14 protein-coding genes are annotated in these 14507 nt (G+C 71.8%); 6 read left to right on the forward strand and 8 right to left on the reverse strand.

What is annotated here, in order from left to right:
* Entirely contained in the window at positions 1-1182 is a 1182-nt protein-coding gene (locus tag IEJ02_RS22515) for an ABC transporter substrate-binding protein (RefSeq protein ID WP_191066511.1), read from the reverse strand.
* A 91-nt stretch (positions 1183-1273) separates the two neighbouring features.
* The gene (locus IEJ02_RS22520; RefSeq protein ID WP_191066512.1) at positions 1274-2347 is read right to left on the reverse strand and encodes an ABC transporter ATP-binding protein; all 1074 of its coding nucleotides are present in this window, start codon (positions 2345-2347) and stop codon (positions 1274-1276) included.
* Between the two features lie 139 nt (positions 2348-2486).
* On the opposite strand from IEJ02_RS22520, the gene IEJ02_RS22525 reads away from it, so the two are divergent.
* The 4 genes from IEJ02_RS22525 (at position 2487) to glpK (ending at position 6747) form a co-directional block, all read left to right on the forward strand.
* Positions 2487-2936 carry a Zn-ribbon domain-containing OB-fold protein gene (locus tag IEJ02_RS22525; RefSeq protein ID WP_191066513.1) on the forward strand — a complete coding sequence of 150 codons (450 nt, stop codon included), beginning with the start codon at positions 2487-2489 and terminating at the stop codon, positions 2934-2936.
* Positions 2933-4123, forward strand: coding sequence for a lipid-transfer protein (locus tag IEJ02_RS22530; RefSeq protein ID WP_191066514.1), 1191 nt, complete (start codon positions 2933-2935; stop codon positions 4121-4123). Before IEJ02_RS22525 ends, IEJ02_RS22530 begins: the two co-directional genes overlap by 4 nt.
* A 312-nt stretch (positions 4124-4435) precedes the next feature.
* Positions 4436-5200: an MIP/aquaporin family protein gene (locus IEJ02_RS22535; RefSeq protein ID WP_137976689.1), complete on the forward strand. Its 765-nt coding sequence runs from the start codon at positions 4436-4438 to the stop codon at positions 5198-5200.
* A gap of 14 nt (positions 5201-5214) precedes the next feature.
* On the forward strand, positions 5215-6747 hold the full coding sequence (glpK, locus tag IEJ02_RS22540; protein ID WP_191066515.1) for a glycerol kinase GlpK: 1533 nt from the start codon (positions 5215-5217) through the stop codon (positions 6745-6747).
* Positions 6748-6912: 165 nt separating this feature from the next.
* Here the strand turns inward: glpK and IEJ02_RS22545 are convergent, their stop codons facing one another.
* The 4 genes from IEJ02_RS22545 to IEJ02_RS22560 are packed head-to-tail and all read right to left on the reverse strand — an operon-like array spanning position 6913 to position 11052.
* On the reverse strand, positions 6913-7503 hold the full coding sequence (locus IEJ02_RS22545; protein ID WP_191066516.1) for a GTP-binding protein: 591 nt from the start codon (positions 7501-7503) through the stop codon (positions 6913-6915).
* Complete coding sequence (locus IEJ02_RS22550) at positions 7484-7879, reverse strand: DUF742 domain-containing protein (protein ID WP_137976692.1); 396 nt, start codon at positions 7877-7879, stop codon at positions 7484-7486. Before IEJ02_RS22550 ends, IEJ02_RS22545 begins: the two co-directional genes overlap by 20 nt.
* 15 nt (positions 7880-7894) lie before the next feature.
* Positions 7895-8323, reverse strand: a complete 429-nt coding sequence (locus IEJ02_RS22555; protein ID WP_137976693.1) for a roadblock/LC7 domain-containing protein — start codon at positions 8321-8323, stop codon at positions 7895-7897.
* The gene (locus tag IEJ02_RS22560; protein WP_191066517.1) at positions 8320-11052 is read right to left on the reverse strand and encodes a nitrate- and nitrite sensing domain-containing protein; all 2733 of its coding nucleotides are present in this window, start codon (positions 11050-11052) and stop codon (positions 8320-8322) included. Before IEJ02_RS22560 ends, IEJ02_RS22555 begins: the two co-directional genes overlap by 4 nt.
* 366 nt (positions 11053-11418) lie before the next feature.
* On the opposite strand from IEJ02_RS22560, the gene IEJ02_RS22565 reads away from it, so the two are divergent.
* Positions 11419-11847 (forward strand): hypothetical protein, encoded by a 429-nt coding sequence (locus tag IEJ02_RS22565; protein WP_191066518.1) that lies wholly within the window; start codon positions 11419-11421, stop codon positions 11845-11847.
* Here the strand turns inward: IEJ02_RS22565 and IEJ02_RS22570 are convergent.
* Positions 11795-12997 carry an NAD(P)/FAD-dependent oxidoreductase gene (locus IEJ02_RS22570; RefSeq protein WP_191066519.1) on the reverse strand — a complete coding sequence of 401 codons (1203 nt, stop codon included), beginning with the start codon at positions 12995-12997 and terminating at the stop codon, positions 11795-11797. The two genes, IEJ02_RS22565 and IEJ02_RS22570, sit on opposite strands and share 53 nt — an antisense overlap.
* Complete coding sequence (locus IEJ02_RS22575) at positions 12994-13356, reverse strand: bifunctional 3-phenylpropionate/cinnamic acid dioxygenase ferredoxin subunit (RefSeq protein ID WP_191066520.1); 363 nt, start codon at positions 13354-13356, stop codon at positions 12994-12996. The genes IEJ02_RS22570 and IEJ02_RS22575 overlap by 4 nt, the downstream gene beginning before the upstream one ends.
* A gap of 151 nt (positions 13357-13507) precedes the next feature.
* On the opposite strand from IEJ02_RS22575, the gene IEJ02_RS22580 reads away from it, so the two are divergent.
* Positions 13508-14305, forward strand: coding sequence for an IclR family transcriptional regulator (locus IEJ02_RS22580; RefSeq protein WP_137976695.1), 798 nt, complete (start codon positions 13508-13510; stop codon positions 14303-14305).
* The last annotated feature ends 202 nt before the right edge of the window (positions 14306-14507 follow it).

Consider the following 14507-nt stretch of genomic DNA (forward strand, 5'->3'; position numbering starts at 1 on the left):
TCAGCCCTTGACCTCCGTCCAGGCCCGGGTCCACTGGGCGTAGTCGGTGCAGGTGGCGTCCTTACGGCCGTCGAGGCACTCCTTGATGGGCGTGGTCCAGAAGTGGACGCGCTGGAAGTACTTCTCGTCGTCCGCGTGGAAGATCGCGCAGTGGTTCGGGTCGGAGGTCTCGGCGCACGCCTTACGGTTGGCCGGAGCCTCGCCGAAGTACTCGGCGACCTGGGCGTTGACCTTGGGCGAGACGATCCAGTCGAGCCATTTGTAGGCGCAGTTGGGGTGTTCGGCCTTGGCCGACACCATCCAGGTGTCGGACCAGCCGGTGGCGCCCTCCTTGGGGAGTACCGCCTTGACCGGGGCCTTCTCGGCCTTGGTGAGGTTGGCGATGACCTGCCAGGTGGTGCCGATGACGCTGTCGCCGCCCTTGAAGGCGGTGATCTCCTTCTGGTAGTCGCTCCAGTACTCCCCCACCGCCTTGTGCTGCTTCTTCAGCAGGGCGACGGCGGCGTCGAGCTGCTTCTGGTCCAGCGCGTACGGGTTCTTGATGCCGAGGGAGGGCTTGGCGCGCATCAGGTAGAGCGCGGCGTCGGCGATGTAGATGGGCGAGTCGTAGGCGGTGACGTGCCCCGCGTACCGCGCGGAGTCGTCGAAGACGGCGCGCCAGGAGTCGGGCGCGGGCTTCACCTTGTCGGTGCGGTACATGAGGAGGTTGGCGCCCCGGCCGTGCGGAATGCCGTACATCCGGCCGCCCTTGGAGTTGAACGGCTGCTGTTTGAGGGCCGGGAAGATGTCCTTGTAGTGGGGGACCAGCTTGGTGTTGACGGGGGCCGCGTCGCCGGAGGCGATGAGGCGCAGGGTGGCGTCGCCGGAGGCGGAGACCGTGTCGTACTGCCCGGTCTTCATCAGCGAGACCATCTCGTCGGAGGTGCCGGCCGTCTTGGTGTTCACCTGGCAGCCGGTCTTCTTCTCGAACGGGTGAACCCAGTCCACCTTGGGGTCGTTGGAGCCGTCCTCGGCGTAGCCGGCCCAGGCGATGATGTTGACTTTGCCCTCGCCCTTGCCGAGTTCGTCGGGTGCGTGACCGCTCTTGTCGTCGTCGCCGCCCGAGCCGCATCCGGCCGCGGTCAGCAGCAGCGCGCAGACGGCGGCCGCGGACCTCCACGCAGATGTCTTCCGTTTCCGCATCCGGTCCTCCTCGTCCCACTAGGCACTTGAGGCCCGGCCAGTATCGGGCGAGTGGTGGGTCCTCGCCAGGGTGCCGTCGGCAATGGCAAGGTCAACTCGGGACCGGGAAAGCGTCCTTATCGTCCCAGGACAGCCCGATCTCGCCGTCCAGACGGGCGGATTGGGGGAGTCCGGTGAGGTTCTGGCGGAGCACGGTGAGCCGATCGCCGTGCGGGAGCGCGATGGTGAAGCGGGTGTGCGCCCCGGCGTGCACGATGTCGGTGACGCGCCCCGTGACGGTCCGCCGGCCGTCGGCGGGCGGTTCCGCAGGCGGTTCCGCAGGGTCCGTGAGCAGGATCCGCTCCGGCCGGATGGAGTACGTGCCGGGGCGGCCCACGACACGCTCCGCCGCCTCGCCGCGCAGCAGGTTGGTGGTGCCGACGAAGCCCGCGACGAAGGCGGTGGCCGGGCGTTCGTACACCTCGACCGGCGGGCCGGTCTGCTCGACGCGGCCGTCGCGGACCACGGCGACGCGGTCGCTCATGGTCAGTGCCTCGTCCTGGTCGTGGGTGACCAGGAGGAAGGTGATGCCGGTGGTGCGCTGCAACTCCTTGAGCTCGGTCTGCATCTCCTGCCGCAGCGCCAGGTCGAGCGCGCCGAGCGGTTCGTCGAGCAGCAGCACGGCGGGCCGGTCGACGAGGGCGCGGGCCAGGGCGACGCGCTGGCGCTGGCCGCCGGAGAGCTCGGCGGGGCGGCGGGCGGCGAAGCCGTCCAGCCGTACGGTGGCCAGCGCCTCGCGGGCGCGGGCGAGCCGCTCGGCCTTGCGGACGCCGCGTACGGTCAGCGCGTAGGCCACGTTCTGCTCGACGCTCATATGCGGGAAGAGCGCGTAGTCCTGGAAGACGGTGTGCACATCGCGGCGGTTGGGGGGCGCCGCGGTGACGTCGTGTCCGGCGAGTTCGATACGCCCCGCGGTGGGCTGTTCGAACCCGGCGATCAGCCGCAGCAGGGTGGTCTTCCCCGATCCTGACGGGCCGAGCAGCGAGAAGAACTCGCCCTCGCGGACGGCGAGATCGACGCCGTCCACCGCGCGCACCGTCCCGAATTCCTTGGTGACGGCCTCGAGCCGGACGGCCGTGCGCGTCGTCGTGGTCCCGGTCCGCGTCCTGGTCTCCGTCTCCGCCACCGGCCGCTCCCCTCACCCTTCGGCTGATCAGGCCCGTGATCCGGCCCGTGATCGCGGTCACTGTACCGGGGTTACGCGCGCCGCGGTCCCCGTGCCACACTTCTGACACATCGTCAGTTACGAGGTATCGGGAGGGGCCGTGTCCCCCACGCGTGTGCCCGTGGTCGACGGGTGGTTCACCGCCGAGGGCGGGGAGTTCCGGCTGCTGGGGACGTGCTGTCGGGACTGCGGGGCGGTGTACTTCCCCCGGGAGGACGCCTTCTGCCGCGCGCCGGGCTGCGCGGGCACCGAGCTGGCGGAGGTGCCGCTGTCCCGCCGCGGGCGGGTGTGGTCGTACACCGACGGCCGCTACCGGCCACCCGCCCCCTACCCGTCCGACCCCGAGCGCACGTGGCGGCCCTACACACTGATCGCCGTGGAGCTGGCCGCCGAGCGGATGGTGGTCCTGGGCCAGGGCGCCCCCGGTGTGACCGTGGCCGATCTGGCCGTCGGCATGGAGGTCGAGGTGGTACCGGGGGTGCTGGCGGAGGAGGACGGGCGCACCCTCACCACCTGGCACTGGCGGCCCGTTCCCGGGGAGGCGTCATGACCGGCGAAGTGGCCGTGCTCGGCGCCGGGATGCACCCGTGGGGGAAGTGGGGCCGGAGCTTCGTGGAGTACGGCACCAAGGCGGCGCGGGCCGCGCTCGCGGACGCCGGGCTCGAGTGGTCCGCGATCCAGTCCGTGGTCGGCGCCAACACCGTGCGCTGCGGCTATCCGGGGCAGGTCGCGGGCGCGACCTTCGCCAAGGCGCTGGGCTGGCAGGGCGCCCGTGTCACCAGCGTGTACGCGGCGTGCGCGTCCGGTGCGCGGGCCATCGACACCGCCCGCGCCCAGATCCTGTCGGGGATGGCGGACACCGTTCTGGTGGTGGGCTCCGACGCGGCGCCCAAGGGGTTCTTCGCCCCGGCCGGCGGTGAGCGGCCGGACGATCCGGACTGGCTGCGCTTCCGGGTGCTGGGCGCCACCAACCCCGCCTATTTCGGGCTCTGGGCGCGCCGCCGAATGGCCCTGTACGGCGACACGGCCGAGGACTTCGCGCGGGTGAAGGTGAAGAACGCGGCCGCGGGCGCCGCCAACCGTTACGCCCGCTACCGCTCCCCCGTCACCGCCGAGGAGGTCGCCGCGTCGCCGGTCGTCGCCGATCCGCTGCGGCTGCTGGACATCTGCGCGACCTCCGACGGGGCGGCGGCGCTGGTGCTCGGCAGCGTGGAGACGGCGCGGCGGCTCGGAATGGCGCGCCCGGTCCGCATCCGCGCGGTCTCGTCGGTCTCCCCCACCCATCCGCGCACCGCGCTGGACCTGCCGGACATCGCCACCGACTCCGCCCCGCCGGGCTCCCCCGTCCCCGATCCGTTCCGGCCCTCCATCGCGCGGGCGGCGTACGAGGAGGCGGGTCTTGGACCGGAGGATCTGTCGCTGGCCGAGGTGTACGACCTGTCCACCGCCCTGGAGCTGGAGTGGTACGAGGACTTGGGGCTGTGCGCGCCCGGGGAGGGCGCGAAGCTGCTGCGCGAGGGGGCGACGGCGCCGGGCGGGCGGATTCCGGTCAATCCGAGCGGGGGTCTTGCGTCCTTCGGGGAGGCGGTTCCGGCGCAGGCCATCGCCCAGGTGTGCGAGTTGACCTGGCAGCTGCGCGGGCAGGCGGGCGAGCGGCAGGTGCCCGGCGCGCGCGCCGGAATCACCGTCAACCAGGGGCTGTTCGGGCACGGCTCGTCGGTCGTCGCGGTCCGCTGAGCGGCGCCCGAGCGGTAGCCGCTCGGTGGCCACCGGGTGGCTGTTCGGTGTCCGCCCGGTGGTCAAGTGGTGCCCGAGTGCGCGGCGATACCAGGGCAACGCCCTTACGGTTGTCACGAACACCGTTGCCGTCCATCACCTTGACGCCCCCTGACCACCGGTGAACACTGCTGCGGTGTCAGTCGGCGTCGCCGCACGCAGGCTCTCTCCACGGTCACCCCCCATGGGCGATTCCGATGCACCCGCACGCTCGAAAAGACCCAGCACGGAGGACCGGGGCCACCCGCCCCGGGCGAGGTCCTAGGAGCCGCCATGAGCAATGGGGACATCTTCACCGGTGAGGTCATCGGCACCGCGATACTGATTCTCTTCGGGGCGGGCGTGTGCGCCGCCGTCACCCTGAACCACTCCAAGGCCAAGTCGGCCGGGTGGATCGTCATCGCCTTCGGCTGGGGCTTCGGCGTCATGGCCGGCGCGTACACCGCGGCCCCGCTGTCCGGCGCCCATCTCAATCCGGCGGTGACCGTGGGCGTCGCCGTGGACACCGGCGACTGGGACAAGGTGCCGCTCTACATCCTCGGGCAGCTGGTGGGCGCCGTGATCGGCGCGGTGCTGACCTGGGCGCTGTACTACGCGCAGTTCGCCGCCAACGCCGATGAGAAGACCGCCCTGCCCACGCTCGGGGTCTTCTCCACCGTCCCGGAGATCCGGAACCCGGTGGCCAACCTCGTGACCGAGATCATCGCGACCGCCGCGCTGGTGCTGCCGCTGCTCGCGTTCGGCCAGGTCGAGGGCATCGGGATCGGCCCGGTCACCGAGGGCGGTGGCACGGTGGTCCTCGGCTCGGGCATCTCCGTCCTGCTCGTCGCCTTCCTGGTGGTCGGCATCGGCCTCTCCCTGGGCGGGCCCACCGGCTACGCCATCAACCCGGCGCGCGACCTCGGGCCACGTCTCGCCCACGCCCTGCTGCCCATCCCCAACAAGGGCACCTCGGACTGGGGTTACGCCTGGATACCGGTGGTGGGCCCGCTGATCGGGGCCGTGCTGGCGGGTCTCGTCTTCAACGCAGCCTTCTGACCGAAGGAGACGCCATGCCGCATCCGACGGACACGTACGTCGCCGCGATCGACCAGGGCACCACCTCCAGCCGCTGCATCATCTTCGACCGGAACGGCGCGATCGTCGCCGTCGACCAGCGCGAGCACCGCCAGATCTTCCCCAAGCCCGGCTGGGTGGAGCACGACGCCACCGAGATCTGGTCCAAGGTGCAGGCCGTGGTGGCCGGCGCGCTGGCCAAGGCGGGGCTGCGGGCCGACCAGCTGACCGCGCTGGGCATCACCAACCAGCGCGAGACGACGGTCCTGTGGGACCGCCGCACTGGCAAACCGGTGCACAACGCGATCGTCTGGCAGGACACCCGCACCTCCGGCCTGTGCGAGGAACTGGGCGGCGAGGTGGGCCAGGACCGCTTCCGGGACACCACCGGACTGCCGCTGGCCAGCTACTTCTCCGGGCCCAAGGCCGCCTGGCTGCTGGACCACGTGCCCGGGCTGCGCCGCCGCGCCGAGATGGGCGAGATCGCCTTCGGCACCATCGACTCCTGGCTGATCTGGAACCTCACCGGCGGCACCGACGGCGGAGTGCACGTCACCGATGTGACCAACGCCGGACGCACCCTGCTGATGGATCTGCGGACCCTCCAGTGGGACACCTCGATCCTCTCCGCGATGGGCCTTCCCGAGGCGATGCTGCCGGAGATCCGCTCCTCCGCCGAGGTGTACGGCACGGCGGTCGGGCAGCTGGCCGGTGTGCCGGTGGCCTCCGCGCTCGGCGATCAGCAGTCCGCCGTCTTCGGCCAGACCTGCTACGGCGTCGGCGAGGCCAAGAACACCTATGGCACCGGCAGCTTCCTGCTGCTCAACACCGGTGACCGCCCGGTGCCGTCCAAGAGCGGGCTGCTGACCACGATGGGCTACCGGCTCGGCGGCGAGCGGCCCGTCTACTGCCTCGAGGGATCGATCGCGATCACCGGCGCGCTGGTGCAGTGGTTCCGCGACCAGCTGGGCATCATCCGCTCCGCCGACGAGATCGAACCGCTCGCCCGAAGCGTGGACGACAACGGCGGGGCGTACATCGTCCCGGCCTTCTCGGGGCTGTTCGCCCCGTACTGGCGCTCGGACGCCCGCGGTGTGATCACCGGCCTCACCCGCTATGTCACCAAGGCGCATCTGGCCCGCGCCGTCCTGGAGGCGACCAGCTGGCAGACGCGCGAGGTGGTCGACGCGATGTACCAGGACTCCGGGGTGCGGATCAGCACGCTCAAGGTCGACGGCGGAATGACCGCCAACGGGCTGCTGATGCAGCACCAGGCCGATGTGCTGGGCGTTCCGGTGATCCGTCCGGTGGTCGCCGAGACCACCTGTCTGGGCGCGGCGTACGCGGCCGGGCTCGCCACCGGCGCGTGGCAGGACCTGGACGAGCTGCGGGCCCACTGGAAGCGGGATGCCGAGTGGACCCCGCGGATGTCCGAGGAGGAGCGGACGCGCGAGTACGGCAACTGGCGCATGGCGGTGGAGCGCAGCTTCGGCTGGCACAGGGAAGGGCTGCGGGCCGAGGACTCCTGACCCTCGCCCGGCGCCGACGAACGGCGGCCCGTACCGCCGGTGCGAACGGCAACCCGTACCACCCGTGCGAACGGCGCGGCCCGCACCCCGGACGGCGGGGTGCGGGCCGTGCCGTTCAGCCCCGTGCGGAAGCCGGCATCTCAGCCCCGCGCGGAAGCCGGCATCTCAGCCCCGCGCGGAAGCCAGCATCGCGTGCTCCACCACCGAGATCAGCACATGCTTGACCGAATCGCGCTCCCGGGCGTCGCACAGGACGACCGGGGTGCCCGGGTCGAGGTCCAGGGCGTCGCGCACCGAATCCTCCGGATAGCGGTCGGCCCCCTCGAAGCAGTTGACGGCCACGGTGAAGGCGATGTCCCGCCGCTCGAAGTAGTCGATGGCGGCGAAGCAGTCCTCGAGACGGCGGGTGTCGGCCAGCACCACCGCGCCCAGCGCGCCGGTGGCCAGCTCGTCCCACAGGAACCAGAAGCGGTCCTGGCCCGGTGTGCCGAAAAGATAGAGCACCAGGTCCTCGCGGAGCGTGATGCGCCCGAAGTCCATGGCGACGGTGGTGGTCGTCTTGGACTCCACCCCCGCGATGTCGTCGACCGGCCGGCCCGCCTCGGTGAGGATCTCCTCGGTGCGCAGCGGTCTGATCTCGCTGACCGCGCCCACCAGGGTCGTCTTCCCCACCCCGAAGCCGCCGGCCACCAGTATCTTCAGCGTGACCGGTTCGACGATATGAGGGCGGCCCAGGTCAGAGTGCCCGTAGCCCATTGATCACCTCGCGCAGAATCCTCTCGTCCGGCAGTTCCGCCGGAGGTACGGGCCGGGACACTCGGACGAGTGCGGCGTGGAGCAGATCGCCGATGAGCACACGGATCACGCCGATCGGAAGGTCGAGCTCCGCCGCCAGTTCGGCGACGGACTGCGGGCTGTCCCGGCTCAGCTCGACGATGTCGATGTGCTCCGGGGACAGCGTCTGGTCGGCGACGGTCCGGTGGTCGGCGCTGTCGGCGACGACCACCGCGATCAGATCCAGCTTCTCCTCGGCGGCGCTGCGGGTGCGTCCCCGCGTCATCGCATAGGGCCTGACCACCGGTCCCGCCGCGTCGTCGAACCACCGGGCGGCGCGCTCCGGGTCTCCGCTCATTTCCCCCGGCCTCCGTCACCCGGTGGAGCGCGGGGCCGAGCCCAGATGCACGCCCACCCGCTTGACCAGCAGCGTCATCTCGTACGCTATCTGGCCCACATCGGAGTCGGCGTCGGCCAGGACGGCGAGACAGCTGCCGTCACCGGCCGCGGTGACGAACAGGAAGGCGTCGTCGAGCTCGACGATGGTCTGCCGGACCCGGCCGACGTCGAAGTGGCGGCCGACGCCCTTGGCGAGGCTGTGGAAGCCGGAGGCCACGGCGGCCAGGTGCTCACCGTCCTCGCGGGACAGATCGCGTGAGCCGCCGGTGGGGAGTCCGTCCCCGGAGAGCACCAGCGCCTTGCGGATGCTGCCCACTCTTCCGACCAGTTCGTCCAGCAGCCAGTTCAGCTCGCCCGACGCGTTGGGCGATCCGTTGGGCGCTGCGGCGTTCGATGCGGTCATCGACCGTCCCCCTCGTGTGTCGTTCCCGGGCTTGCGTCCGCGCCTCCGGATCCGGTGGCCGACTGCCGCCGACCGCGCTGCCAGCCCCGTTGGAGCGAGGCCATGGTGGCCCTCGCCTGTTCGGCTTCGCGCTCGGGATCGATCTCGGCAGGGGTTCGGTCGTCGGTCGGGGGTGCGGGGTCGTTCTTCAGCTGCGGGGCCAGGCTGGCCTGCCGTACCCGCTTGGGGAGGCCGGAGGCCGCCCGCTGGGTGGGCACCGGGCTCTGCTCCGGGCCCCGGCGCTCCGGCTTCCGGCGCTCCGGCTCCCGGCGCTCCGGCCCCGTGCGCCGCGGGCCCTGGCCGCGGCCCTGGGCCTGGTCCTGGCCCTGGCCCTGGCGTTCGGAGCCCTCGGCCCAGGACGGCTGCCCCGGGCCCTGCGTACGGCCGTGCCGTCCGCCGGACGTGCCCTCGACCGGCCGGCCGTGGTCGGCGACCAGGACCGGCGGGACACGGCGGGGCAGCGGCGCGGGGCCGCCGCCCGGTTGTGGGCCCGGGCCGTCCGGAGCCTGCTGGTGCTGCTCCACGGTGGACGGGACGGGCCCGGTGCGCACGGACTGGCGCGCCTTCAGACCGCGGGCGCGGAAGATGCCGCCCACTTCGTCGTCCTCGTCGGCGTCGTCGTGGGCCTCGTGCATCAGGGACGCGGTCAGGGAGGCGAGCTGGGAGTCCTGCTCGGCCTCGTCGACGGGCCCGAGCCGGACGTCGCCCACGCCGGGCCGCGCGGTGTCGGCGTAACGGCCGCCGGCGGCGCGGTCGTCGGTGCCGCGGTCGTCGGCGTCCCCCCGGGCGCCCTCGTCGGTGAGCAGGTTGGAGGGGATGAGCACGATGGCCGTGGTGCCGCCGTACGGGGAGGGCTGGAGCGAGACCCGCACGTTCTGCCGCTGGGCGAGCCGGCTGACCACGAACAGCCCGAGCCGGTCGGTGTCGGACAGCTCGAACTCGGGGGTCTCGGCCAGCCGGAGGTTGGCCTCCAGCAGCGCGTCGGGCGTCATGCCGAGACCGCGGTCGTGGATCTCCAGGGTGAAGCCCTTGGCCACCCGCTCGCCGTGCACCTGGACGGCGGTGTGCGGCGGCGAGAAGACGGTGGCGTTCTCCAGGAGTTCGGCGACGAGGTGGGTGAGGTCGCCGACGGCCGGGCCGACGACCGCGATCCGAGGCAGCCGGCGGATCTCGATCCGCTCGTAGTCCTCCACCTCGGCGACGGCGGCGCGTACGACGTCCATCAGCTGGATCGGCTTGCGCCACTGCCGGGAGGGGGCCGCGCCGGAGAGGATGACCAGACCCTCGGCGTGCCGCCGCATACGGGTGGTCATGTGGTCCAGGCGGAACAGGTCGGCCAGCTCGTCGGTGTCCTCGGTGCGCCGCTCCATGGTGTCCAGCAGGGTGAGTTGACGGTGCAGCAGCACCTGGCTGCGGCGGGCGAGGTTGACGAAGACATCGGAGACGCCCTGGCGGAGTTCGGCCTGTTTGACCGCGGCCTCGACGGCGGCCCGCTGGAGGGTGTTGAGGGCCTGGCCGACCTGGCCCATCTCATCGGGGCCGTAGTCCAGCCGGGGCGCCTCGGTCTCCACGTCGATCTGCTCGCCCGCGCCGAGGCGGCGCATCACGCTCGGCAGCCGGACGCTGGCGACCTCCTGGGCGTCCCGGCGCAGCCGGGACAGATCGCGGACCAGGCTGCGGCCGATCCGGAACGAGACGAGGATGGAGACGATGAGCGCGAGCAGGCCGAGGATGCCGGCGATCCCCGCCTTGAGCATCACACTGCTGGCCACCGGGTCGATGCGCTTCTGGAGCCGGTCGGTGGCCTCCTCGCCCAGCCGGTCGTAGTCGTTGAGGACGGGCTGGGCCGCGGCCTCCCAGTGCTCCTGGTCCAGCGACGTGATGGCGGTGGCGGGGTCCATCGAGGAGAGGATCTTGCCCTCGGCCACGCGCAGGGCGGCGGGGGCGGCGTTGGTGCGCCGGTAGTCGGCGAAGACCTTCTGCTCGGAGTCGGGGAGGATCGGCAGGTTGATCTCGTAGAGCAGGGTGCGCTCGGCGATGAGGTCGGACATCGCCTGGAGGTCCGCCAGCGTCATCTTGCGCGCCGTCAGCGCCGAGACGTACAGCGCGTCCTCGCGGGAGAGCGCCTCCCGGGCGCGGATCATGGCGACCAGCGCGCGGCCCTGTTTGTCGAGGTCGGTGTCGGGCACCGCGTGGAGGGAGCTGCGGAAGGTGTAGCAGAGGTCGACGAGCTTGTTGTAGTACTCATACGCCTGGGTCGAGGAGATGCCGTCGTCCTCGACCTTGCGGCGCAGACTGTCCAGTCCGTCCGCGGCCTTGAGGATGTTGTCGAGCTGTTCCTCGGAGTCGTCGTTCATCTTGCCGTGCACATCGCCGTCCGACTCCGCGGCCCGCAGCTTGTCGATCGCCTGGTCGGTTCTGCGCTGCAGGGAGTGGAGCACGGGCAGGGCGTCCGACTGCCGCGGATCGGCCAGCAGGATGAGCGTCTGCCGGCGCTCCTTCTGGACGGCGTGCACCGCGTCCTCGGCCGGCTGGCCCGCCTTGTCGATGATGTCGGACGCGTCCAGCAGTTGCATTGCCTCCCGACCGGTGATCACCGTGGCGAAGGCCCAGATCGCCGTCAGTGACACGAGCGGCACCAGCAACAGCGCCACGATCTTCCTGCGGATGGACTTACCGCGAAAGCGCATGGCCTCCCTAACGTCAACCCCGATTCCAGGGGCGGGGTTCCGAGTTTTCGACAACAAGCGGGCGCGAGCCTACTACTGCCGGTTGGACAGATCGAAGGCATGTCCACTTGATGCAGGGAGTCCTTTACGGTCCGTGATCAGGAGTTGTCGGGCGATTCCCCGACTTACCCCCCTCCGCTCGGCACTGCTCCCCCGGTCGCCGGATGAGGCCATTCGGCGGCGCTTGGCTTGTTTTCCCCTCCCCGGGGGAACCCGGGGTCGGTGCCATTCGTGATCCAACGGGGCACACTAGGGGGGCATACGACCCAAGTCCCGCTATCTGACTCGGCCGCACCGAGGCAGAGCATGGAAAGGGGTGGGAGCGTCATGGACGCGATGGACAAGGATCGCGACATCCCGGCGCACGGGGTCCGGCCGTTGTGGACCGAGGAGCCGGCGCGCAGGCGGCGGCTGCCCGATCCCGTCCGTACGGCGGCGGTGCGGGCGGTCATCATCATCGCCGTGACTCTGGTGGAGGTGATGGTCGCTCTGCTGTGCACCCTGGCGGGCACGTGGTCCGCCTTCCCCGTCGTGCTCGCCACGGTGGCGAGCACGGTGGTGGCGACCTGGGGGGTGCTGGACGTGTGGGTGACCCGGCAGGTCTGGCGCCAGCGCTACGGGGTGGTGTCCCGGCCCAGCAGCACGGCCCGCGAGTTGCGCCGCCGGCGCCGCCGGGAGCGGGCCCGTGAGGCGGACCCGACGGTCACCTCCCGGCCGGCTGCGGAGCGCGGGCCAGCTCGCGGCGCAGCCGCATGAAGGGCCGGGGCCGGTCCACGCCGAGGGCGGCGGTGGGAATCCCGTCCCGTTCGTAGACGGCGAGGAAGCCGCCGCCGTCGGCCGGGTCCCCCTCGAGGATCCGGACCGTGTCCCCGGGTTCGCGCCGCCCGGCGTACTGGATCCGCGCACCGTACTGGTCGGACCAGAAGTAGGGGAGCGCGTCGAACGTTGCGACGGTGGACCCGGCGAGCAGATTGCGGGCGGCGACGTCGCCCTGGAGCATGCCGCTGGTCCAGTGCTCGGCCCGGACGGTGCGGGCGGTGCCCGGCCGGTCCAGCCGGGCCACGTCCCCGACGGCCACGACGTTGGGCAGCGCGGTGACACAGCCCTCGTCGCACCGCACCCCGTCGTCCAGGGCCAGACCGGAGCCTTCCAGCCACCCGGTGACGGGGCGCACCCCGACCCCGACGACCACCACATCGGCGGGCAGCACCCGCCCGTCGGTGAGCTCCACGCCGGTGACCCGGCCGCCGCCGCGCAGACCGGCCACACCGGTGCCGCACAGCAGGGTGGCCCCGCCCCGCGCGTGCAGCCCGGCGCACACCCGGGCCATCTCCTCGCCCAGTTGGGGCACCATTGGCAGCGGCGCGGCCTCCACGACCGTGACGTCGAGCCCGAGGGCGGCGCAGGAGGAGGCCACTTCGGCGCCGATGAAGCCCGCGCCGATCACCACCGCCCGCGCGGCACCCGCGCGCAGCTCGGCGCGGAGCCGGAGCGCGTCGTCGAGGGTGCGCAGGGTGTGCACCCCGTCCAGCCGCGGGAGGGGCAGCGTTCTGGGCGTGGCGCCGGTGGCGATGACGACGCCGTCGGCGCGCAGGGCGCGGCCGCCGGTGAGACGGATCTCACCGGCCGCGGTGTCCAGCGCCTCGGCCCGGACGCCGAGCAGCCACTCGGCGTCCAGCTCGGCCTCCTCCTCGGGGTCGGTCAGGGCGAGCGGGCCCAGCCCCTCGCCCGGGTCGCCGTCCCCGGTCAGGAACTCCTTGGACAGCGGCGGACGGTCGTAGGGGCGGTGGCGCTCCTCCCCGACGACGACCAGCCGCCCGTCGTACCCCTGGGAGCGCAGGCCCCGCGCCGCGTGCAGACCCGCGAGCGAGGCCCCGACCACGGCGACCGTCCCGACCGCCGTCATGCCACGGCTTCTTCCGGCGCCGCGTGCACGGGCTGACCGGGAACGGTCCGCGCCGCGGGGTGGACATACAGCATTCCGTCCACGACCGTGACAGCGTGGGTCCGTACGGGCTTACGGGCGGGCAGACAGGTCGGCTCGCCGGATCGCAGATCGAACAGCGCGGCGTGCAGCGGGCATTCCACGTAGCAGCCTTCCAGCCACCCGTCGGAGAGGGAGGCGTCCTGGTGGCTGCAGGTGTCATCGATGGCGTAGAACGCACCGTCGGTGTGGAACACCGCGATCGGCGCGGTGGCGTCGCCGGCCTCGATACGCACCGACTCACCCTCCGGCAGGTCCTCGATACGGCAGACGGGAATCATTGGCCCCCCTCACGTTGATCGGTATCATGCGTTGTGGATAGTGCACTGAAAAGCGCGATGCGCAACAGAATCCAGATCGGGAAGGCAGCCGTCAAGAGTTCCCCGGCCCGAGGGGCCCCACGCAGAGCCGCCGGATGGTGAGATCAGAACCATGACGAACACGACCGAGGATCGGGCCGAGGAGAAGCGGGGGGCCGCCGGGGCAGTGCAGTCGGTGGACAGGGCGGTCAGCGTCCTGGAGATCCTTGCCAGACTCGGCGAGGCCGGAGTGACCGAGATCGCCGACGAGCTGGGGGTCCACAAGTCGACCGCCTTCCGGCTGCTCGGCGTACTGGAGAACCGCGGACTCGTCGGGCAGGAACGGGACCGGGGCAAGTACTACCTGGGCGCCGGGGTGCTCAGACTCGCGGGCGCCGCCGCCATCCGCCTGGACATCTCACAGGAGGGCGCCCCGGTGTGCCGGGCGCTGGCCGACGAGACCGGCGAGACGGCCAATATCGCCGTTCTGGACGCGGACGCGGCGGTCAACATCATGCAGGCGCGCGGCGCCGCCGCGGTGACCGCCTTCAACTGGCTGGGGCGGCGCACCGCGCTGCACGCGACCGCGAGCGGCAAGGTGCTGCTCGCACATCTGTCGGGCGAGCGCCGGGAGCGGCTGGTGACGCGGAAGCTGCCGCGCTTCACCGAGCACACCATCACCACCTCCGCCGAGCTGCGGCAGCAGCTGGAGACGGCGGCCGAGCGCGGGTTCGCCTACTCCTGCGAGGAGCTGGAGATCGGGCTGAACGCGGTGGCGGCGCCGGTGCGCGGCCACGACGGCGCGGTCATCGGGGCGATCGGCGTCTCGGGACCGGCGTACCGGATGGCGCAGAGCCGGCTGCCCGATCTGGCCGAGTACGCCGTGAAGACCGCCGAGGAGCTGTCCCGACGGATGGGCTTCCCCGGCTGAGCCACCCCACCACCCCACCCACCCGACGAGGGGGCCGGACGACTCCGGCCCCCTCGTCGCGTCCGTGACCAGGGGCACCGAGAGGCGTGCGAGCTACGCGAATTTCCCGTCAGCGCCGGTTCACAGACGGTTTACGCGCACCCCTTGACCGCACGGGGCGGCGACTTTCAGGATGTCTCTCATCGCGCAACACGCCGCGCTA

Source organism: Streptomyces sp. 5-10, assembly GCF_014712245.1.
GTDB classification, from domain to species: domain Bacteria; phylum Actinomycetota; class Actinomycetes; order Streptomycetales; family Streptomycetaceae; genus Streptomyces; species Streptomyces violaceusniger.